The sequence below is a fragment of the Pedobacter sp. KBS0701 genome (assembly GCF_005938645.2).
Lineage (GTDB): Bacteria > Bacteroidota > Bacteroidia > Sphingobacteriales > Sphingobacteriaceae > Pedobacter.
Window position 1 is genome coordinate 1,811,689 of the sequence record NZ_CP042171.1, and the last position, 20,175, is coordinate 1,831,863.

Here is a 20,175-nt window from a genome sequence, read left to right on the forward strand (position 1 = left end):
ATGAATTTAGACGCAAAAACCATCCATAAAATAGCCGATCTGGCCCGAATTCATATTGATGAAAAGCAGGTGGATACGTTGATTCCTGAAATGAACAAAATTTTATCATTCATGGAAAAGTTAAACGAATTGGATACCTCAAATGTAAAACCATTGGTTTATATGAACGAATCGGTAAATGTTTGGCGCGAAGATGTAGTGAAACAAGAAATTTCTACCGCCGATGGTCTGAAAAATGCCGCAAAACATACCGACCAATTTTTTATGGTCCCAAAAATTATTGAAAAATAATGCTTTATCTTCAAGCTAATCCCACAGCTATGGGAGTTAATTCAGCATCATAAGATTAACATTTGTGCAGTAATTTTTAAATTGCTTGTAACATCTTACCTGCTATGCCTGTCTAAAAAAGAAAAAACATGGAGAAACCACTCATCACTATAAAAGAAATTGGCCGTAAATATGTTATTGGATCTGAAGTGATTCACGCTTTAAAATCAGTTTCTTTAGATATCAATAAAGGCGAATTCGTAGCATTGATGGGTCCATCTGGTTCTGGTAAATCAACCCTAATGAATATTTTAGGCTGTCTGGATACACCTTCAAGCGGAACTTATGTTTTAAATGGAACAAATGTGAGTCAGATGAGTGATGATGCCTTGGCAGAAGTACGCAACCAGGAAATCGGTTTCGTTTTTCAAACTTTTAACTTATTGCCACGATCAACATCTTTAGATAATGTTGCTTTACCTTTAATTTATGCCGGAACAAGCAAAAAGGATAGGGATGCGAGGGCAGCTAAAGCATTAGAAAATGTTGGTTTAGGTAATCGTATGGATCATAAACCCAATGAACTATCAGGTGGTCAACGTCAGCGTGTGGCAGTGGCGAGGGCATTAATCAATAATCCTTCTATTATTCTGGCTGATGAGCCTACCGGTAACCTAGATACCAAAACATCAGTAGAAATTATGGGCCTGCTTGAAGAAATTCACAGTAAAGGCAATACCATTATTCTGGTTACGCATGAGGAAGATATTGCGCAACACGCCCACCGCATTGTACGCATGCGTGATGGTTTGATTGAAAATGATTATTTAAACACCGATATCAAAAATGTATCTCCACGCTTGCAGGCCTTGAAAGATAACGGCAGCGATTGGGAGAAAATCAATTAACCCCTAAATTCCCTAAAGGGGACTTTTAGGACTAACCATATTATTCCCCCTTAAGGGGGCTAGGGGACATGAAAATCTACACTAAAACCGGCGATAAAGGGCAAACCTCACTAATAGGTGGTACCCGTGTACCTAAATATCATTTACGTATCGAAACCTATGGTACTGTTGACGAGTTAAATTCGTACATCGGTTTAATTATGTGTCAGGATATTGAGTCGCAGGACCAGAAATTGCTAAAAGAGATTCAGGATAGGTTATTTACCATTGGCTCATCACTAGCGGCAGACCCGGAAACATCTAAAATGAAGATCCCCGATCTGCACGATGCAGATATTACCTTGTTGGAAAATGAGATGGATCTGATGAACGAAAAGCTACCCGCCTTAAAACATTTTGTTTTACCTGGCGGAAATACTGTTGTTGCTTACTGCCATATTGCCCGGTGTGTTTGCAGAAGGGCAGAACGTTTGACAGTAGCGCTTGCAGAAAATAGCTTTGTAGATGAGCGTGTAACAGTTTATTTAAATCGTTTAAGTGATTATTTATTCGTTTTGGCACGAAAACTGACCGTATATTTTAACGCGGAAGAAAACATTTGGATTCCGAGGGTATAATAGTGGAAAAATAAGTTTGTTTTGCTCAAAAATTTTAATATACTTTGCGCAATAATAAGAATTTAATTGAATTGAAGATATGTATTGGACATTAGAATTAGCATCGCACCTGGAAGACGCACCATGGCCTGCAACTAAAGACGAATTAATTGATTATGGTATCCGCTCTGGTGCCCCGGTAGAAGTAATTGAAAACTTACAGGCACTAGAAGATGATGGCGAACCTTATGAAACCATTGAGGAAATTTGGCCTGACTACCCAACTAAAGAAGATTTCTTCTTTAACGAGGACGAATACTAGGATTTTAAAACAGATAAAAGAACCTTTCAGTAAAACTGGAAGGTTTTTTTGTTTATTTATTTTAATGATGTAAATCAGCAAGATAAGCGAAATCTTTACATTTTCTAAACAAAATCTAAAAGCCGTGTGTTAATAATGCAAAAATGTAACATTACTTAAAAAAAATTAACACTATGGGAAATTTATTGTACTTAGTCGCAGTAGTATTGGTGATACTATGGGTGATCGGATTTGTATTTCACGGCTTCGGCGATGTTGGTAATATAATCCACGTATTATTGGTAATCGCAGTAATTGCCATCTTATTAAAAGTAATTGGCAGGGCAGCGTAAAAATATATCGCACCGACATTCATTCGTTTAGAAGTAGGGAACACTTTGAAATAGATGGATTAAAAAAAGGAGTTTCATTTTTGAAACTCTTTTTTTTAAATGTTAAAATCAGATGTTGATTAATTTTTTATTCCTTTGATTAGTGCTATCGGATCAGGGGACAGCGCTGTGTTTAAATCGCCGCAGAACTTTTATGGCTGTCTATTAGATGAATTTAATACTTTTAATTCTTCAATAACAGCTCTGCCAGCTCGAGATCAATAGGGAAAGTAATTTTAATATTTCCTCTTTCTCCTTCGATGATATTAATCTCATACCCGATAGATTCTACCACGCTTGCGTCGTCAGTAAAATGGACTTTGAACTCTTGGTTGTAAGCTTCTTTAAGAATATTATGGCTAAAAGTTTGCGGCGTTTGCACCAAAAAGATTTCATCACGTTTTAATGCCGTTGTTTTGTTGCTTCTAAGCAAGCGTACGCTATCGCTGGATTGTACGGCTGCAATGACATTCCCCTTTAATTCAGCTTCTTTAAAACAGTTGTCTATAAGAGATTTGGAAACGAGCGGACGAACAGCATCGTGAATGGCAACATAACTTTCCTCTTCAATAGCGGAAATGGCATTTTTTACAGAGTAAAAACGCTCTGTTCCGCCGTCTATAACCTGATGCGGTATATGGAAATTAAATTCCTCGCATAATCTGGTCCAGTAACTCTGTTGATCCTTGTTTAGGACTAATAAAATTTTAGGTTGAGTATCGCTTTGTGCAAAAGCTTTTATCGTATGCATTAAAACCGGAAGGTTTTTGAGCAGTAGAAATTGTTTTGGGGTTTCTGTTTGCATCCGATTTCCAGAACCGCCTGCTACAATTATAGCGTAGTATTTCATAGTTGAGCGTTTAGGGTAAGGCGTTTAGCGCTAAACCGCCAAACGCCAACCGCAAAACTTATATAATTAGCATGGCATCGCCATAACTGTAAAATTTATATTTTTCTTTTACTGCAACTTCGTAAGCATTCATCACATTCTCATATCCGCCAAATGCGCTAACCATCATCAATAAAGTAGATTCCGGGGTGTGGAAATTGGTTATCATGGAGTTTGCAATACTGAAGTCGTAAGGAGGGAAGATAAACTTACTAGTCCAGTCGTTAGCTGCTTTTAAAGTTCTGTTAGCAGAAACAGCCGATTCAATAGCACGCATTGAAGTAGTTCCTACCGCACAGATTTTTCTTTTATGCTCTAAAGCTTTGTTTACAATGTTCGCATCTTTTGGCTCGATGATAAATTGCTCCGAATCCATTTTATGTTTGGTTAAGTCTTCAACCTCAACCGTTCTGAAAGTTCCTAAACCAACATGTAAAGTTACTTCTGCAAATTCTACACCTTTAAGCTCAAGGCGTTTCATTAGCTCACGACTGAAGTGTAAACCAGCAGTTGGAGCGGCTACTGCACCCTCGTGTTTAGCGAAAATGGTTTGATAACGTTCTTTATCCTCGGCGGTAGCTTTACGTTTAATATACTTAGGAAGAGGAGTTTCACCTAAAATTTCAACGTTTTTTCTGAATTCTTCGTCAGTACCTTCAAATAAGAAACGGATAGTACGACCACGTGATGTGGTATTATCTACAACCTCGGCAACTAATAAATCGTCGTCGCCAAAGTACAATTTATTACCTACACGAATTTTACGTGCCGGATCTACCAAAACATCCCATAAACGTAATTCCTTGTTTAATTCACGAAGCAAGAAAACCTCGATGGTTGCACCGGTTTTTTCTTTGTTGCCATATAAGCGGGCAGGAAAAACCTTGGTGTTGTTCAATATCATTACATCTTTGTCATCGAAATAACCTAAAACGTCTTTGAAAATTTTATGTTCAATTTTACCGCTGTCTTTATGTAAAACCATTAGGCGAGCTTCGTCGCGTTGTTCTGCCGGATTGTTGGCAACTAATGATTCAGGTAAGTTGAATTTGAATTGTGATAATTTCATTCTTGATGAATTTTTTGAGGTGCAAAAATACGAATTTAATTTTTCTTTTTCGTATTTTATCAAACGCAATTTGTGTATATAATGTTTTCATCATTTTAAATCAAATAATACAGCCTGATTAATGCAATTGTAGACGTAAAATTAATTAGTTTTGAAGATAAGCTGTAACCTTTTGAGAGGCTTTGCATCTAACCTTTAATTATGATAATCTTTAGGCTAATAGGCGAGAGTTTCCGTTTTGCATTTGATGCATTGCGCCAGAATAAATTGCGCACCATGTTATCGCTTCTGGCCATAACAATTGGTATTTTTACCATTATCGCTGTATTTTCTGCAGTAGATACCTTTCGCGGTAAATTGCAGGCCAGTGTAGATAAGCTGGGCTCTAACACCATTTATATTCAAAAATGGCCCTGGAGTTTTGGGGATAATTACCCATGGTGGAAATATATGAACCGTCCTCAGCCTTCATTACGCGATTTTGAAGCCCTAAGAGAGCGAATTGAAAATGCTCAGGGCGTTACCTTCGAAATATCGACCAGCGATAGGACCATTAAATACAGAAGCAGTTCTGTTGAAGGGATTTCGGTATGGGCGGCATCGCACGATTTTAATAAAACCTGGAATTTTGAGCTCCAGGATGGCCGGTATTTTACTGATAATGAAAGTAAAAACGGATCGCCTGTTTGTATTTTAGGTTCTGATATAGCCGACGGACTTTTTGATGGAGATGCGGCAGTAGGTAAGCAGGTTCAGATTTTAGGAAGAAGATTAACGGTTATTGGTGTTTTTAAAAAGGAAGGAGAAGATATGTTGGGTACTTCTCTCGATAAAAACGTCAATATTCCCATTGCTTTTGCAAAAGGTGTTTTAGATATACAGAGTGAACGTTATGGTCCGCAAATTACCGTTCGTGGTAAGGATAATGTGAGCCTGGAAGAAGTTGAAAGTGAATTGAAAGGTTTAATGCGCTCCATCCATAGGATTAAACCAGGCCAGGAAGAAGATTTTGCGTTAAATAAAACCACCATTATTTCTAATCAGTTAGATTCGATGTTTAAAATGGTAAATATTGCCGGTTGGGTAATTGGCGGGTTTTCGATTTTGGTTGGTGGTTTTAGTATTGCCAATATCATGTTTGTATCGGTTAAGGAACGTACTAATATTATCGGTATCCAGAAATCGTTGGGCGCGAAAAACTATTTTATCCTGCTTCAGTTTATTTTTGAGTCCATTTCGCTATGTATTTTAGGCGGTTTGCTGGGTTTATTACTGGTCTTTCTGCTTGCTTTGGGGATTGGGGCAGCGACAGATTTTCATATTATATTAGGCTTGAATAATATTGCTTTAGGCATTGGCATATCGATTATTATTGGCACGATCTCTGGCTTTTGGCCTGCATATTCAGCATCAAGGCTAGATCCGGTAGAGGCAATTAGAAGTTAATTCAGTTGGCAGTTTTTATTTCGCAATTTGCAGTTACCTGCACTTGCCATAGTGAATAAACCTTATTGAAGTGGATAGCCCGCAAAGCCGGTTTTTCACCGGGTGCGGACTAGTAACGGAAAGAAGGACCGGGTTCTCCGATGAAATGCTTGCTTCCATTTCAGAATCAGGAACACTATTCTGCTAGTCGGTGAGGCAACGACTAGAGGAAAATTAGTAGAGCATCGAACGTCTTATTTCTTTATTTCTGGAGATAGATCTCTCCACTACGCTGTGCTCCGGTCGAGATGACGGCCTGGAGATGGGAATGTAGTAAGACGATGATTATACTATATAAAACCCCCTCGTTAAATTTAATTAATGAGGGGATTTCTGCTTACATGACTGTTAACTGAAAACAGCCAATTGTAAAAGACTAGGCTAATTTACCCAGAGCTTCTTTAATTCTTCTCAACGCTTCAACTAAACTTTCGTCAGATGCTGCATAAGATAAACGGATGTAGTTATTGTTTCCAAACGAATCACCACCAACGGTTGCTACGTGACCAACGTTTAACAGGTATAAAGCGAGATCTGACGAATCTTTAATTACGTTTCCTTCAGCATCTTTTTTGCCAAAGAAAGAACTGATTTCAGGGAAAAAGTAAAATGCACCATCAGGAAGATTCGTTTTTACACCTGGAATTTCATTTAACAGATTATAAACCAGTTCTCGACGGCGTAAAAATGCTTCTTTCATTTCTAGAACACTTGCTAAACCTTGCTCGTAAGCAACAATTCCGGCTCTTTGTGCAATAGAGCATGTTCCTGAAGTAGTTTGTCCCTGTAATTTATCGTTAGCGGCTGCAATTTCTTTATTTGCTGCAATGTAACCTAATCTCCAGCCTGTCATGGCAAAAGCTTTAGAGAAACCGTTAACAATGATTACGCGGTCCTTAACGCTGCTGAATTGAGCAATAGATTCATGTTTATCAACAAAGTTGATGTGTTCATAAATCTCATCAGATAAGATATAGATATTTGGATGTTTTTCGAAAACGGCAACCAGGGCTGCTAATTCTTCTTTACTGTAAACCGAACCTGTTGGGTTACATGGCGAAGAAAACATGAATAATTTCGATTTAGGTGTAATAGCTGCTTCTAATTGTGCAGGAGTAATTTTGAAATCACTTTCGATATCCGTGTCAATAAAAACAGATTTTCCTTCTGCAAGGGTTACCATTTCTGAATAAGAAACCCAGTAAGGTGTTGGGATAATGACTTCATCGTCCGGATCGATCAAGGTTAAAATAACATTTGATAAAGATTGTTTTGCACCTGTTGAAACAACAATCTGCGAAATATCATAGTCCAGGTTGTTTTCTGTCTTTAGCTTATTTACAATCGCCTGGCGCAGGTCTGGATAGCCCGGTACTGGTGAGTAACGTGTATAATTTTCATCTAATGCCTTTTTAGCAGCATTTTTGACGTGATCGGGTGTATTAAAATCGGGTTCACCAACGCTTAAACTAATGATGTTAATGCCCTTAGACGCTAATTCGCGGCCAAGTTTGGTCATTTTAAGGGTTGCAGATTCGGATAGACTGTTGATTCTTTTAGATAAGGTGCTCATGGTTAATTACTTTGAGCGCAAATATATAAACCAAATATTATTCTGCACTAAAAAAGGCATAGTTTTTCTCATTTAATTTATTCGATAAGCGTATTTTTGAAAAAAATATTCCTGTGTCGGTAAAAAAGAAAGCGATAATAATTTCCCTGGTGGTGAGTGTGGTGTTGATGCTGGCTAAGTTTGTTGCGTATTTTATTACAGGTTCGAACGCCATATTAACAGATGCAGCGGAGAGTATTGTAAACGTAATAGCAGGTAGTTTTGCTTTTTACAGCATCTACCTGAGTACACAGCCCCGAGATGAAAATCATCCTTATGGACATGGAAAAGTTGAATTTTTCTCTGCCTTTGTGGAAGGAATATTGATTTTGATTGCGGGCGTGGTGATTATTTTCAAATCATCGTACAACCTTATTTATCCTCATGTAGTGGGCGAGTTGTTAACCGGAACACTAATTATTGGTATTACGGGCTTGATTAACCTAATAGTTGGACAATACCTGATTAATGTTGGCAAAGATGAGCATTCGGTTACCTTGCAAGCTGATGGCAAACATTTATTAACGGATACTTATACCAGTGGAGCGATTGTGATTGGATTAATCTTAATTCAGTTGACAAATATTATTTGGCTAGATAGCTTACTCTCCTTTATAGTAGGTTTTTACATTGTTTATTCTGGTTATAAACTCACCCGGGGTTCGGTAGGTGGTTTAATGGATGAAAGCGATTTTACGCTGGTTGAAGAGGTGGTTGAAGTGTTGCAGAAGAACAGGCATAATCCCTGGATTGATGTACATAATCTACGTACTCAGCAATATGGTCCTGAATTTCACATTGATTGCCACGTAACGTTGCCTTATTATTTTGACTTAAATAAGGTTCACCGCGAAATATCGCAGATTGATGAATTGATCAATAAAAATGGCGTTCGTAAAGCAGAACTCTTTATTCATGCAGATCCATGTTTGCCCGAATGCTGTCATTATTGCCACATGAGCGAATGTCCGGTGAGGGCAGAGGCCTTTAAAAAAGAAATTGTGTGGACACCTGAAATAGTAATCAAAAATAAAAAGCATTTCGAAAATGAGCTACTTTAATGTAAGGGTTTATGGATTGTTAATTAACCAGGACAATGAGATTTTGGTAAGTGATGAGGAGGAATACGGTTTTCGTTTCAGTAAGTTTCCGGGTGGTGGATTAGAATTTGGCGAAGGCTTAATTGATGGATTAAAACGTGAGTTTATGGAAGAGTGCAATGCGGAAATTGAAGTATTATCTCATTTTTATACTACAGATTTTTTTGAAAAATCTTCATTTAATGATAGCCAGGTAATTAGCGTATATTATGTCGTTAAGGAAAAAGCTCCGTTGCAGTTGGCCTTTAAAGATACCATTTACGATTTTGATGGAGATGGTGAAATTCTTCAGGCTTTCAGATGGGTGAAAATAGATGATTTAAGTATTGAAGATATCACCTTTAAAACCGATAAAACTGTAGCTCAGCTTTTAAAAAATCAATATTCAGCTAAATTATAATTATGATATCCGATAAGTCTCAAGCCTTAGCTTCTTCCTCCCCATTAAATTTAACTGAACGTGATAAAAAAGTAATCTGGCACCCCTATACCCAAATGAAGAATGCGCTACCGCACATCCCGATTGTGAGGGGTGAGGGTGTCTATGTTTTTGATGAAAATGGAAAAAGGTATATCGATGCGGTTTCATCCTGGTGGGTGAATATTCATGGCCATTCACACCCTCATATCGCAAAAAAAGTAGCCGATCAGCTCAATGTACTGGAACATGTAATTTTTGCAGGCTTTACGCACGAGCCCGCTGTATTGTTGGCAGAAAGGTTGTTGCCTATTTTACCGGGCAAACAAGATAAAGTTTTTTATACCGATAACGGATCAACAGCGGTAGAAGTGGCTTTAAAAATGTGCCTGCAGTACTGGGACAATAAGGGCACACCAAAAACGAAGATTTTAGCCTTTAAAAATGCCTATCACGGCGATACTTTTGGCGCTATGTCAGTAAGTGGGCGCAGTATTTTTACAGATGCCTTTAATAGTTTATTATTCGATGTTGAGTTTATCGATCTGCCCGAAGAGGGCAATATCTCATACCTCACCTCTCACATTTCAAATCTTACAGATACCGCTTGTTTTATCTTCGAACCACTCATTCTAGGATCGGGTGGCATGCTGATGTACGAAGCGAAATACCTTGATGAACTGGTTGCTGCCTGTAAAAAAGCAGGTATCTTAATTATTGCTGATGAGGTAATGACGGGGTTTGGCCGGACAGGCACCTACTTCGCCTGCGAGAAATTAACTAATAAGCCTGATATTATTTGTTTAAGCAAAGGCTTAACCGGTGGAACAATGCCATTAGGGGTAACCACCTGTACGAATGAGATTTTTGAAGCCTTTTTAAGCGATGATAAATTAAAAACGCTTTACCACGGGCACTCTTTTACCGCGAACCCAATTGCTTGTGTAGCTTCTTTAGCGAGTTTAGATATTTTATTGCGGGAAGAAACACTGATCAATATTAAAAGGGTAGAGGCTAAACATGCCATGTTTTTACAGGAGATTAAAGCGCATCCTAAAGCTAAAGCGGTTAGACAAACCGGTACCATTATCGCTATAGAGTGGGAAACAGGAAATGAAACTTCTTATTTAAGTAATCTGCGTAATTTATTGTATGCCTACTTCTTAGACAAGGGAATTATATTAAGGCCATTGGGCAATATTATCTATATCCTTCCACCGTATATAATCAGTGATGAAGATTTGGATTATATTTATGCAACGATAAAATTAGCACTAGAAGAAATATAGGTAGTTTGTAAGGTCGTAGCGAGACACTACGACTAGTAATTGTCTTTTTAGAATAGTCGTCATTCCCACGCAGGTGGGAATCTTAAAGCAACCTATAAATCAAACTAAAGTATTGTCTGTGGTGTAAGATGTTACCATCTTACACTTCATCAAATCTTTTAAGTATATGATAAGTCAGGTGGTAACACCTGACTTCACTATAAAAATCGACTTTAGAAGAAGTACAGGTGCTTTTAGGTCGTAATGCGACACCACAACCAGTATTAGATTTGAATACATCTCTTCTCATAAAGTGATTTGTATATTAACCGCTCAGGCAAATTTTAGTTTTTTTTTTAAAAAAACTACCCTAAAGGCATCTTGCTCATGTCCATATAAAGGATACTCCATCTTTGACCATCGAGATCAACAAAACCACAGCCATACATCCAACCATCTTTGTAACCAGGCTCGCCATAGAGTGTACCTCCTGCAGCTACCACTTTTTCAGCCAGGCTGTCTACTTCTTCCGGACTTTCTGTATCAAAGGAGAATAATACTTCTCCGCCATTTCGTTTATCGGCAATGCTGGTTCCTGCAAAACTCTCGTACAATGTTTCTTCGAAAAGCATGATGGCTAGATTGCTTTCTCCGACAAAAAAGCAGGCAGAATCTTCACGTGCGCCATATTGGAGATTAAGGTTGAAGCCTAAGGCTGTAAAAAATGCTTTCGATTTATTAATGTCTTTTACCGGAAGGTTTATCCAGAGTGATTTTGTCATAACGTTTTATATTTTGTTGTGAGTAAAGATAGGTAACGAATTGTGGGGTTGACCTTGCTAAAAGCGAAAAACTACAAGGGTATTTGAGACAATTTAGGTTATTATGATTAGCTTATTTCTTCTATTCCTTATATGGTTAAAGTATTGCGGCAATGTTGCGCGTTATAAAGCACAATGCTTTATTAGCCTACGTTTTTAAATTTTATAACCTCAGTTCGATTAATACTTATTCACATTGACTAGTTTTAAATTCTTGAAACTAGTGCGATCGTCATGCTGAATTCATTTTACAAGTAGAAATAGTGTTTTAAATCGTCTTGTAGCTACTACGTCGTCAGCATCTTTACTGCTAAATAGACCCTGAAATAAATTCAGGGTGACGGCTATGAAAGAAAAATGCCTGTAGTAGATTTTTAAAGGAATATTAATAATCGAATTGTGGTTTATAGGCTTATTGGTTAGTGATTTATTGTGCTAATTCTTACCATGTAAGGCATTTAAAGCCATTTCAGCTCATAATCTTAGGAATTGTACTTAAGCTTTGTACTTTTCGGACAGCCTTTTAAGCGATACATTACAATAAGAAAGTGTAAGTACATCGATAAGCATTTCATCTGCTAATTCCGTTAGGTCAAAAATTGTCCAGCCTTGTTTGCCCCAGGCTCCTGTAGCTTGCCGTATTCTGTTCGGGTCAAAATCACAAAAAACAGACTGATCGATTGCCGATAATTTGAATGTCGCCTGTTTTTTTTGAAGATTTAGCGTAGCAAAGATCTTTTTATTTACGCGGAATGAAGTTTTTTCGAAATGCGGCAGCTCAATAACTTCATCAAAAGATAGGCAGTAAGCTATAAAAGTTAAACTATCCATTGGTTTTATTGCATGAAAGAAATCGAAGAACTATTGAATATTTGCTTAGGCAATTGGCTATTAATTTTAAGAGTTAACACTTTAACAGGTTTTTCATCTGTGTCGTAAAAATAAAGGGTATTGTTATTCAGTTTAAAAGGCAATTCATTGGGCATACTGAAATGATACCGGGCTTTGAATTTTTTATTTGGACTGTAAAATATAAGCCAGCTATTTCCGTGGTATACCATGGCAGCCTTTATTCGGCTAAATTCTTTAACTACATAAAATCGATTTCTTTTATTTTTATCTGTTATTTTTCCTAGATATGTAGATCTGGTATCACCATTTTCCGTTTTTTGAAATATCTCCTTCCCAATATTCTTTTCAATGAATATTACATTTTGTGCAAAACATAAAGTAGATGAAAGTAACAATAGCAGGATTATTGCAGAATACCTCATTAGCATTGAATCGAGTTTTCTACAATTTATACAATTTCTGTGGATGTTGCTCTGCGTAATTCAGAATTAAATTTAAAATATAACTATTGGATTGATAAGTGGATAAATCGTTCTTGATCGGGGCCAATCCATCTGCCAGGTAATTTTTATTTGTAAAATAACCCATTCCATAAAATTTTCCGTTTTCCACAACTAAACAGCTAAATTCTTCTTCTTTTCTGCCTTCGTCAACCAAGGCGAAACTGGGTTGCTGATTTTGGATATCGTTTAAAGCTGCATTTAATTTTTTGTTGTAAACGGCCACGGTTTCTATTCCGCTGCAGGCACCAAAACATTGCCCGTTTTCGTGTGCATAACATTTTGTAGCTGTTTTTTGAAGATAACAGAGCTTAGCACAAAGTTGGTATTTATTAATTAACTGGGTTAAAAAGTTATAACCTTCCAATAAACTGTTAAAACTCTGTATGGCATTATTATTCTTTTTATGTTTATCAACGGCTAAACGCAGGTAGCCGTTCTGATCTTCAAAAACGTATAAATCATATTTATGCTCATAACGTTTCATGGCCCGGTTGTTTTCAGGCCAAAGACGCTTAATTTCATTGGCTTCCAAAATTAAGGCCATCAGTTCAGTTCCGCAGATCACGAAGTCGACATGATGTATGGTACGCAAAAAGTCTTGCCGCTGCCGGTTAGGGGTGTTCCCCGTAAAATGACTGGTTACGCGTTTTTTTAGGTCTTTGGCTTTACCCACGTAAACAATTTTGCCTTTACTGTCTTTAAAATAATAAACCCCAGGCTGATTGGGCAATCTTAAAATAGAAGCTTTATCTAAATGTGGCGGTAAAACCTGTTCTTTCGAAGTTTTCTTTAACATTTCTGGAATGATCCCTTCCAGATCATTATCCAATAACATATTAAAGAGGATGCTGGTGGCATCGGCATCGCCTGCAGCCCTGTGCCGGTTTTGTATCGGTATCTGGAGGGCTGTACACAATTTACCCAGGCTGTAAGAAGATTTACCGGGAATTAATTTCCTGCTTAATCTTACTGTGCATAATTTTCTACATTGTAAATCGTAGCCCACAGCGGCCAAATGGTGCTTTAAAAAGGAATAATCGAAGTTTACGTTATGCGCCACAAAAACCTTGTCATTCAGCAACTGATAGATCTGCAGCGCAACATCAGGAAAAGTTGGCGCATCCTTCAACATGGCATTATCAATGCCGGTTAAAGCCGTAATGTAATCCGGGATCGGTTGTTTTGGATTGATCAGGGTAGTGTAAGATTCAACAATCTGATTGCCATCATGGATATTAATGGCAACTTCGGTAATGCCATTTGCTGAAGCATGACCGCCAGTGGTTTCGATATCTACAACTGCGTATAACATTAAAATAATTTGAAATACAAATCTATGCTAAAATAATTAGTATAAAAATAATTTTGATTATTTCTTTAGCATAAAAAAAGCGGCTACGTATTTAACGTAACCGCGCCTTTATTTTGTATGCAGATATTATTTAAGTTTACTGAGTAATTTGCTTAAATTAGGCTTAATACCAACAGAGATAGGTACAGTATTAAAAGTTCTGTTCTGGATTTTACTAAAACCGTACATATAACTCGCCTCCACAAATAAATTAGCGCCACCAATATTGTATTCAATACCTGCACCACCTTCGGCAATGCCCAATCCATTTGATTTATTATCCTGCGTAACCTGCAAAGTTGATGTATTAACGGCTGCCTGTGGGGTAAGTATAATTCCACCACCAGCACCCGCAAAACAATAAAATGCCCATTTGTTTACAATCTTACGGTAACCTAATGCTACATTTAATAAGTAAGTGGTAGCTCTTCCTTTTTGCAAGGTATAAGTGTATCCTGCATCTGGGGTAATCTGGTTGAAGGTAAAAGCATGTAAACTTACTTTAGGATAAAGGAACAAGCCGCCATCGCCTAGACCCAGGTTTAAACCTAATGATGTTGAAAATTTTGGCTTAAAATAATCTGAGGTTTCACCCATAGGGAATGCAAATCCAATTCCACTCATCGAATAGAGTTTGTCGGGTCTGTTTTGTGCTATTACCCTGGTTGATACCATGGTAACCAGCAATAAAAGAGGTGTTAGTAGTTTTAATTTCATATCTGATTTTTTTAATTTTCGATTAAAGCATCTACTTTTCTGAGTAAATCTGCTATATTAAAAGGTTTTTCTAAATAATCATCGGGGTGATATTTTTGTGATGTGATGTAATTTTCATCATATCTGGCCGATGCCATAATAATTGGTATATGCGCTGTTTCAGGATTTAACCGTAACTCTTTAAATACGGCACGGCCATCCATGCCATTCAACATGATATCTAGAATAATCAGATCGGGTCTAAAATCTTTTATCGTTTTAAAAATATACCGTGGTGAAAGTAGTGGATAAACTTTATAATGCTCAGTTTCTAATACTTCCTGGAAAACTTCTAATACATCTGGATCATCATCCACAATCAGCACTCTTTTCAAAACAGATTAATCAATTAAATAATAAATAGATTATCCTAATACAAAATTTTGGACGTAATGTTTTGATTATGCATTAAAATGGATGGAAGATGCTGATCATGGGTGATTAAATACTATATAATGGCGTCAGGGCGGGGTTTTTCTTGTTGCAGATTGTTTTTGATAAAATTTTCGAAAAGTTCAGCATAGGATTCTGAAATGTTAATGGATACTTCAGCTGAGAGCAATATTTTATGATTAAGTACACTTTTGATATGCTGTTTTGCAATTACAACAGAAGGAGTAACCTGAATAAATGCGGGATGCTCTTTAAGCATTTTCAAGGTCTTGGTAAAATTAGATTTCGAACTCAAAAAAGCATTTTTTGTAGTTTTAAACTCAATATCATCTCCTATTTCTTCAACAGCAATTAACTCATTCAAATCTATTCTTACCAAGTCACTATTTTCTCCATGTAAAGGAATATAAAAGAAATGGTCGTCTAAAATGGAAAAAGGATGTTTGGCTTTTTTTCCGGTTGGGTAAAGGTTATTTATCGTTTTGGCTAAATGTAAAATAGAGTAGGGCTTAAGCAAATAAGCATCCGCCTCTACCTTGAAGGCATCAATGGCATACCTTGGGTGTGCAGTGGTGAAAACGAGGTATGTTGTTTTTTGCCTTAACAATGTTGCCAGTTCGATTCCGGATAGTGAGGGCATTTCGATATCCATGAAAATAATGTCTACAGGGTTAGATACCGATATCTCTGTCAGTGCCTGGAGCGGTTCGGTGAAAACTTGGATAAGCTTTAAATCAGGAAGCTTTTCCATATATGCCATTAAGCTTTCCAGGGAATGAGGATCGTCATCAATAGCAATACAACTTATTGACATTTCTTATAGGTTTAGTTAATGCAAATTACAATTTCGACAAGTAAAACGAAAAAAAAACACATTTGCAATGAATTTTTATGTATTCGGCAAGGAAAAATAGGTTTTTTTTGAGATTATGTATAATTTAAAATTTTTGTTTAAAGATATTAAAACAATTCCTTATTTAATTTTATAACCGCATTAGCTGAATACTGGTTTAAACCAGCAAAGTTGTTTTAAATTAAGCATTTGCAACTGGCTTTGGCTAAACGCTGGCAAGAATAACAACACAAAAAATTAAAGCAGAAATTTACTAAAAAAAAGATATAATGACTTGTATGATAATATATTGTATTTTGAAACGTAATAATTAATAGATATATTTAATAACCAGAGTAATTATTCTTAATTATCTAAAACAATATCCCCATGAAAAATAGAATCCAAACCATCAACAGATTAAATGTATCTATTACCAAAAAGGTTATTGAACTACAGGAGCAAGGTTACGATTGTGATTTTCTTCTGCTGGCCAATGGTAGTTTGCAATGTATGCAAACTAACTTCAATTATCCGTTGGGCACTGTAGCTATTAAACAGAGAGAACATGGCTACGATTTCTTCAGCCATTCTTACAAAAATGTACATACTATAGAGACAGGTAATGGTGAAAGAGGTGTATTATTGACAGAACAGCTATTTTAATCTGTAGTTTCCTGGTCTTCTAATTTATCCTTAACCTAAAATTTAAATACTATACCTGATCGGAACTATTATAGGCCACGCGAGTAAAACAAAGAATGATCATGCTGTTGAGGGCCTGCTTTAATGCCATTTAATTCGTTCCAATATTTCTTCAAGCTAAGCATAAGACGGGTTCAATATAATAAAATATTTAGGGAGACTTGTTTTTGATACAGCCTCATCTAATCAAAGCGTTTAATTCTTGGTTTTGAACTATTGACTCAACGCCTTGAGGTTTTCTTTTAAAATAAATTTGCTGTAGATGTAGTGAAAACTTTTTTTTCTTTTTTTTTGTTTAAGTTTTATTAAATATATTTAAACAAAATAATGACTTACTCTATTGCAGATCTTGAACAGCTTTCGGGCATCCATTCTCACACCATCAGGATCTGGGAGCAACGCTATAATGCATTGAGTCCGTTGCGATCCCAAGGCAATACGCGTTTATATGATGATCAGCAGCTTGTAAAACTATTAAACATTGTAACCTTAAATAAAAGTGGCTTAAAAATTTCTAAAATCTGCAGTCTCTCAGATGAGGAGATTGATGAACTTCTCGACCAGCAATTATATCATCCTACTGATGATAAGCAAGATGATTATTATGTTTCTCAACTTATAAAGTATGGTCTGGCCTTTGACGAGCCCTCTTTTAATCATTTAATTGATCAATGCATCGGTCAATTGGGGCTTTCTGGCTGCTATAGGAAAATAATATATCCTCTGTTGTTGCGCTTAGGCTTAATGTGGCGAAAAGACGATATTTGTCCTGCACACGAACATTTTTTATCAAATATTATCCGTCAGAAAATATTTACCCATATTGATAATCTTCCTATAAATGAGCATTCAGGCCAAAGTTGGCTGCTTTTTTTACCAGAGGACGAAGATCATGATATTGGGCTGCTTTTTGCCTGTTATATGCTGCGAATGCAGCATCAGCATGTTATTTTTTTAGGTAGCAAAGTCCCGCTGGATTCAATTAAACGGGTATTTTCTACCTTAAATGTTAGCCATGTGCTGCTTTTTATGGTAAAATCCAGATTAGCACCTGCAGCACAAGAATATATAGATCATTTATCCGAAATATGCTCGACCACTAAAATCCATCTTGCTGGAAATAGTCAGGTTATTGGTAAACTAAATCATATCGATCACATCAACTGGATTAAAACGCTTGATGAATTCGAAAAAACAATAGAATCCCTTATTTTACATGAAAGAAATTTTTGATCAACTATCTGCCGATTGTAGCCGGCTTACCACTAAATTATATAGTACCAGCTTTTCGTATGGTATTTATTTTCTTGGTAAAGAACTCCGACAACCCATACACGCTATTTACGGCTTTGTACGTTTAGCAGATGAAATTGTAGATAGCTTTCATCATTATGACAAGAAATTTTTGTTAGCTAAATTTAAGGAGGATACTTTCGAAGCCATTAACCTGGGCATTAGTTTAAACCCCATCTTAAATTCATTTCAGGAGGTTGTAAATCAATACCAGATAGATCTTGAACTTATTGTTCTTTTTTTAAGAAGTATGGAGATGGATCTTTCTACACAAAAATACACTCCCGAACTTTACAACGATTACATTTTAGGTTCTGCAGAAGTAGTAGGCTTGATGTGCCTAAAAGTTTTTACCCATAGGAGCGATGTAGATTACGAACAGTTGAAACCTTATGCCATGAAGTTGGGCTCTGCATTTCAGAAGGTTAATTTTTTGAGGGATGTTAAGGCTGATCATCAAACACTTAGCAGGAATTATTTTCCTAATGTTAATCTGGCGGTATTTTGCGATAATCAGAAAAGGGAAATCGAAGAAGAAATTGAAACAGAATTTGCCATGGCACTTACCGGTATTAAGCTATTGCCAGTTGCTTCCAGAAATGGTGTATATTTGTCTTATATCTACTATAAAAAACTATTTGCTAAGATAAAGCGCTTAAGTGCTGAAAAGATAATGACTGAACGAATAAGAATTTCGAACACCCGTAAAGTTGGTTTGATGTTTGATTCGATTATCCGTAATAAGTTAAACGTAATTTAAATGGAAGAGCAGGTTATTCTGGTTGATCAGGAAGATGTGCCGAAAGGGCAGATGGATAAAATGGAAGCGCATGAAAAAGGTTTATTGCATCGTGCCTTTTCTGTTTTTATTTTTAATTCTAAATGTGAATTGTTGTTGCAACAAAGAGCGATGAACAAATACCATTCGAGTGGCTTATGGACGAATACGTGCTGCAGTCATCCACGGATTGGAGAAAGTAGTATCCAGGGGGCTAACAGGAGATTGATGGAAGAAATGGGTATTGCCTGCGAGTTAAACTTTTTGTTTAAATTTACATATAAAGCAATATTTGAAAATGGCTTAACGGAACACGAGATAGACCATGTTTTTTTTGGCATGAGCGATAAATTACCAGTTATAAATCAGGATGAAGTAGCCTCCTTTAAATATGTGGATTTGGATACTTTAGCAAATGATATTGCGGTTAATCCAGATGCCTATACACCTTGGTTAAGAATCTGTTTAGATGAAGTAATTGCACATGCATCAACGGCTAAAATAAAAAACGGGCATACAGCCTAAGCCATATACCCGTATCTAAATTAACGCTCTCGAGGACAAATATAGGACTACTTTAGAAAATTCCAATAATTTAATAATTCTTTTACTTTAAGATTATAGTTTGTTGTTTAATAAAAGGTTTTACTCTAATTTAAATGGTTAATAATTAGTGTTTTATGTTTATATGCTGAAAAGTTTAATACAAAAAATATTTTTTTGCTAGCGGTATAGTTTTTGGCATTTTTCGCAGAAGTAAGTTTGACGATGTGTTTTGCCAAGTTCCTTTTTCTCTATTTTGTGTTTAAGCGGACACTCTTTCTGACTGTATACTTGCCAATGTTTACTGAATGTATTTTGCTTTTTCCAGTTTAAAAAATCAAAACTATAATTCCGGGTATCGTTAACCAATGCTTTTAATTTTGCAGGTGGTATATTTTCAATTTTGGTCAGGGGATGTATGCGGTTACGGTATAAGACCTCATTTTTAATAATATTACCCACCCCGCTAAAAATTTGCTTATCTAGCAATATGTCGCAAACCAGAGACAGGGGTTTTTCTTTCAATGTTTTAATAGCTGCGCTGCTGCTCCATTCATCAGCCATAACATCATTTTCCCAATTGTAATGTTTTTTAACATTCCCTTCCAAGAGGTCAACTTTGCAGGTATAGAAATTTAATTCATCGTTTTTAAAGATCAGCCCCAGCTTTTAAAATCCTGGATCTTTTGATGGAGCAATCTATCTTTATCGAAATTTTTAGCATTGCCTGCTACTTTCAGTACTTCCGGCTTACCCAGATGAAGCGCTTTGATTAAATCTTTTAATATCACGATTGTTGGACCTTCAGGCATATTATTCTTCCTCCAGTTTCTGGAACTTATATTTATCTTTAATTTTACTGTTAAAATATCTCCCTTTTGATCCGGATGCCTTTAACATCTCGTAAATCTTTCCTGGAACATTCTTATACAAATAAACCATACCGGTTACAAAAATGATTTTTAATGTTTCTGTAGCTGTATCATAACTAAAGTATTTGATTACTGATGACGGCATAATATCAGGTTATACGTTAAAAA

Annotated in this window: 25 protein-coding genes; 13 read left to right on the top strand and 12 right to left on the bottom strand. The window is 36.4% G+C overall.

The window, feature by feature from the left end:
* The 5 genes from gatC (at position 1) to FFJ24_RS07105 (ending at position 2,428) form a co-directional block, all read left to right on the top strand.
* Positions 1 to 291, top strand: a complete 291-nt coding sequence (gene gatC / locus FFJ24_RS07085) for an Asp-tRNA(Asn)/Glu-tRNA(Gln) amidotransferase subunit GatC (RefSeq protein ID WP_138823860.1) — start codon at positions 1 to 3, stop codon at positions 289 to 291.
* Positions 292 to 419: 128 nt separating this feature from the next.
* On the top strand, positions 420 to 1,178 hold the full coding sequence (locus FFJ24_RS07090) for an ABC transporter ATP-binding protein (protein WP_138823862.1): 759 nt from the start codon (positions 420 to 422) through the stop codon (positions 1,176 to 1,178).
* Positions 1,179 to 1,246: 68 nt separating this feature from the next.
* Positions 1,247 to 1,795, top strand: a complete 549-nt coding sequence (locus FFJ24_RS07095) for a cob(I)yrinic acid a,c-diamide adenosyltransferase (protein WP_138823864.1) — start codon at positions 1,247 to 1,249, stop codon at positions 1,793 to 1,795.
* 79 nt (positions 1,796 to 1,874) lie between these two features.
* Positions 1,875 to 2,096, top strand: a complete 222-nt coding sequence (locus FFJ24_RS07100) for a DUF2795 domain-containing protein (protein ID WP_010603503.1) — start codon at positions 1,875 to 1,877, stop codon at positions 2,094 to 2,096.
* A gap of 173 nt (positions 2,097 to 2,269) precedes the next feature.
* Positions 2,270 to 2,428, top strand: coding sequence for a lmo0937 family membrane protein (locus tag FFJ24_RS07105; protein ID WP_138823867.1), 159 nt, complete (start codon positions 2,270 to 2,272; stop codon positions 2,426 to 2,428).
* Positions 2,429 to 2,651: 223 nt separating this feature from the next.
* Here FFJ24_RS07105 and FFJ24_RS07110 read toward each other — a convergent pair whose 3' ends face one another.
* Both FFJ24_RS07110 and queA read right to left on the bottom strand, forming a co-directional pair.
* The gene (locus tag FFJ24_RS07110; protein ID WP_138823869.1) at positions 2,652 to 3,317 is read right to left on the bottom strand and encodes a 2-C-methyl-D-erythritol 4-phosphate cytidylyltransferase; all 666 of its coding nucleotides are present in this window, start codon (positions 3,315 to 3,317) and stop codon (positions 2,652 to 2,654) included.
* A gap of 58 nt (positions 3,318 to 3,375) precedes the next feature.
* A complete protein-coding gene (gene queA, locus FFJ24_RS07115; protein ID WP_138823871.1) occupies positions 3,376 to 4,425 on the bottom strand; it encodes a tRNA preQ1(34) S-adenosylmethionine ribosyltransferase-isomerase QueA in 1,050 nt (349 codons plus the stop codon).
* 201 nt (positions 4,426 to 4,626) lie between these two features.
* Between queA and FFJ24_RS07120 the strand changes: the two genes are divergently transcribed.
* Complete coding sequence (locus FFJ24_RS07120; RefSeq protein WP_138823873.1) at positions 4,627 to 5,871, top strand: ABC transporter permease; 1,245 nt, start codon at positions 4,627 to 4,629, stop codon at positions 5,869 to 5,871.
* 415 nt (positions 5,872 to 6,286) lie between these two features.
* Here FFJ24_RS07120 and FFJ24_RS07125 read toward each other — a convergent pair whose 3' ends face one another.
* The gene (locus tag FFJ24_RS07125) at positions 6,287 to 7,483 is read right to left on the bottom strand and encodes a pyridoxal phosphate-dependent aminotransferase (RefSeq protein WP_210419481.1); all 1,197 of its coding nucleotides are present in this window, start codon (positions 7,481 to 7,483) and stop codon (positions 6,287 to 6,289) included.
* 113 nt (positions 7,484 to 7,596) lie between these two features.
* On the opposite strand from FFJ24_RS07125, the gene FFJ24_RS07130 reads away from it, so the two are divergent.
* Genes FFJ24_RS07130 through bioA form a run of 3 tightly spaced genes read left to right on the top strand, consistent with a single transcriptional unit; the run spans position 7,597 to position 10,329 of the window.
* Entirely contained in the window at positions 7,597 to 8,583 is a 987-nt protein-coding gene (locus tag FFJ24_RS07130) for a cation diffusion facilitator family transporter (protein ID WP_138823875.1), read from the top strand.
* Positions 8,570 to 9,022 carry an NUDIX domain-containing protein gene (locus tag FFJ24_RS07135; protein ID WP_138823877.1) on the top strand — a complete coding sequence of 151 codons (453 nt, stop codon included), beginning with the start codon at positions 8,570 to 8,572 and terminating at the stop codon, positions 9,020 to 9,022. The genes FFJ24_RS07130 and FFJ24_RS07135 overlap by 14 nt, the downstream gene beginning before the upstream one ends.
* A gap of 2 nt (positions 9,023 to 9,024) precedes the next feature.
* Positions 9,025 to 10,329 (top strand): adenosylmethionine--8-amino-7-oxononanoate transaminase, encoded by a 1,305-nt coding sequence (bioA, locus tag FFJ24_RS07140; RefSeq protein ID WP_138823880.1) that lies wholly within the window; start codon positions 9,025 to 9,027, stop codon positions 10,327 to 10,329.
* 344 nt (positions 10,330 to 10,673) lie between these two features.
* On the opposite strand, the gene FFJ24_RS07145 is transcribed toward bioA, so the two are convergent.
* From FFJ24_RS07145 to FFJ24_RS07170, 6 genes are all read right to left on the bottom strand, one after another.
* On the bottom strand, positions 10,674 to 11,090 hold the full coding sequence (locus FFJ24_RS07145; protein ID WP_138823882.1) for a VOC family protein: 417 nt from the start codon (positions 11,088 to 11,090) through the stop codon (positions 10,674 to 10,676).
* 534 nt (positions 11,091 to 11,624) lie between these two features.
* Positions 11,625 to 11,960 (bottom strand): MmcQ/YjbR family DNA-binding protein, encoded by a 336-nt coding sequence (locus FFJ24_RS07150; RefSeq protein ID WP_138823884.1) that lies wholly within the window; start codon positions 11,958 to 11,960, stop codon positions 11,625 to 11,627.
* Between the two features lie 462 nt (positions 11,961 to 12,422).
* Complete coding sequence (locus tag FFJ24_RS07155) at positions 12,423 to 13,796, bottom strand: exonuclease domain-containing protein (RefSeq protein WP_138823886.1); 1,374 nt, start codon at positions 13,794 to 13,796, stop codon at positions 12,423 to 12,425.
* 126 nt (positions 13,797 to 13,922) lie between these two features.
* Positions 13,923 to 14,552: a hypothetical protein gene (locus FFJ24_RS07160; RefSeq protein ID WP_138823888.1), complete on the bottom strand. Its 630-nt coding sequence runs from the start codon at positions 14,550 to 14,552 to the stop codon at positions 13,923 to 13,925.
* An 11-nt stretch (positions 14,553 to 14,563) separates the two neighbouring features.
* Positions 14,564 to 14,917, bottom strand: a complete 354-nt coding sequence (locus FFJ24_RS07165; protein ID WP_246862805.1) for a PleD family two-component system response regulator — start codon at positions 14,915 to 14,917, stop codon at positions 14,564 to 14,566.
* 122 nt (positions 14,918 to 15,039) lie between these two features.
* On the bottom strand, positions 15,040 to 15,798 hold the full coding sequence (locus tag FFJ24_RS07170) for a LytTR family DNA-binding domain-containing protein (protein WP_138823893.1): 759 nt from the start codon (positions 15,796 to 15,798) through the stop codon (positions 15,040 to 15,042).
* Between the two features lie 408 nt (positions 15,799 to 16,206).
* Here FFJ24_RS07170 and FFJ24_RS07175 point away from each other — a divergent pair, with 408 nt between their 5' ends.
* The 4 genes from FFJ24_RS07175 (at position 16,207) to idi (ending at position 19,117) form a co-directional block, all read left to right on the top strand.
* On the top strand, positions 16,207 to 16,482 hold the full coding sequence (locus FFJ24_RS07175; protein ID WP_138823895.1) for a hypothetical protein: 276 nt from the start codon (positions 16,207 to 16,209) through the stop codon (positions 16,480 to 16,482).
* 366 nt (positions 16,483 to 16,848) lie between these two features.
* Entirely contained in the window at positions 16,849 to 17,754 is a 906-nt protein-coding gene (locus tag FFJ24_RS07180) for a MerR family transcriptional regulator (RefSeq protein ID WP_138823897.1), read from the top strand.
* Positions 17,738 to 18,574: a phytoene/squalene synthase family protein gene (locus tag FFJ24_RS07185; protein WP_138823900.1), complete on the top strand. Its 837-nt coding sequence runs from the start codon at positions 17,738 to 17,740 to the stop codon at positions 18,572 to 18,574. The genes FFJ24_RS07180 and FFJ24_RS07185 overlap by 17 nt, the downstream gene beginning before the upstream one ends.
* Entirely contained in the window at positions 18,575 to 19,117 is a 543-nt protein-coding gene (gene idi / locus FFJ24_RS07190; protein WP_138823902.1) for an isopentenyl-diphosphate Delta-isomerase, read from the top strand.
* A gap of 198 nt (positions 19,118 to 19,315) precedes the next feature.
* Here the strand turns inward: idi and FFJ24_RS07195 are convergent, their stop codons facing one another.
* Genes FFJ24_RS07195 through FFJ24_RS07200 form a run of 3 tightly spaced genes read right to left on the bottom strand, consistent with a single transcriptional unit; the run spans position 19,316 to position 20,152 of the window.
* The gene (locus FFJ24_RS07195; protein WP_246862761.1) at positions 19,316 to 19,744 is read right to left on the bottom strand and encodes a hypothetical protein; all 429 of its coding nucleotides are present in this window, start codon (positions 19,742 to 19,744) and stop codon (positions 19,316 to 19,318) included.
* A gap of 47 nt (positions 19,745 to 19,791) precedes the next feature.
* A complete protein-coding gene (locus tag FFJ24_RS26465) occupies positions 19,792 to 19,947 on the bottom strand; it encodes a hypothetical protein (RefSeq protein WP_246862762.1) in 156 nt (51 codons plus the stop codon).
* 1 nt (position 19,948) lies between these two features.
* Positions 19,949 to 20,152: a KTSC domain-containing protein gene (locus tag FFJ24_RS07200; protein ID WP_138823904.1), complete on the bottom strand. Its 204-nt coding sequence runs from the start codon at positions 20,150 to 20,152 to the stop codon at positions 19,949 to 19,951.
* Between the last annotated feature and the right edge of the window lie 23 nt (positions 20,153 to 20,175).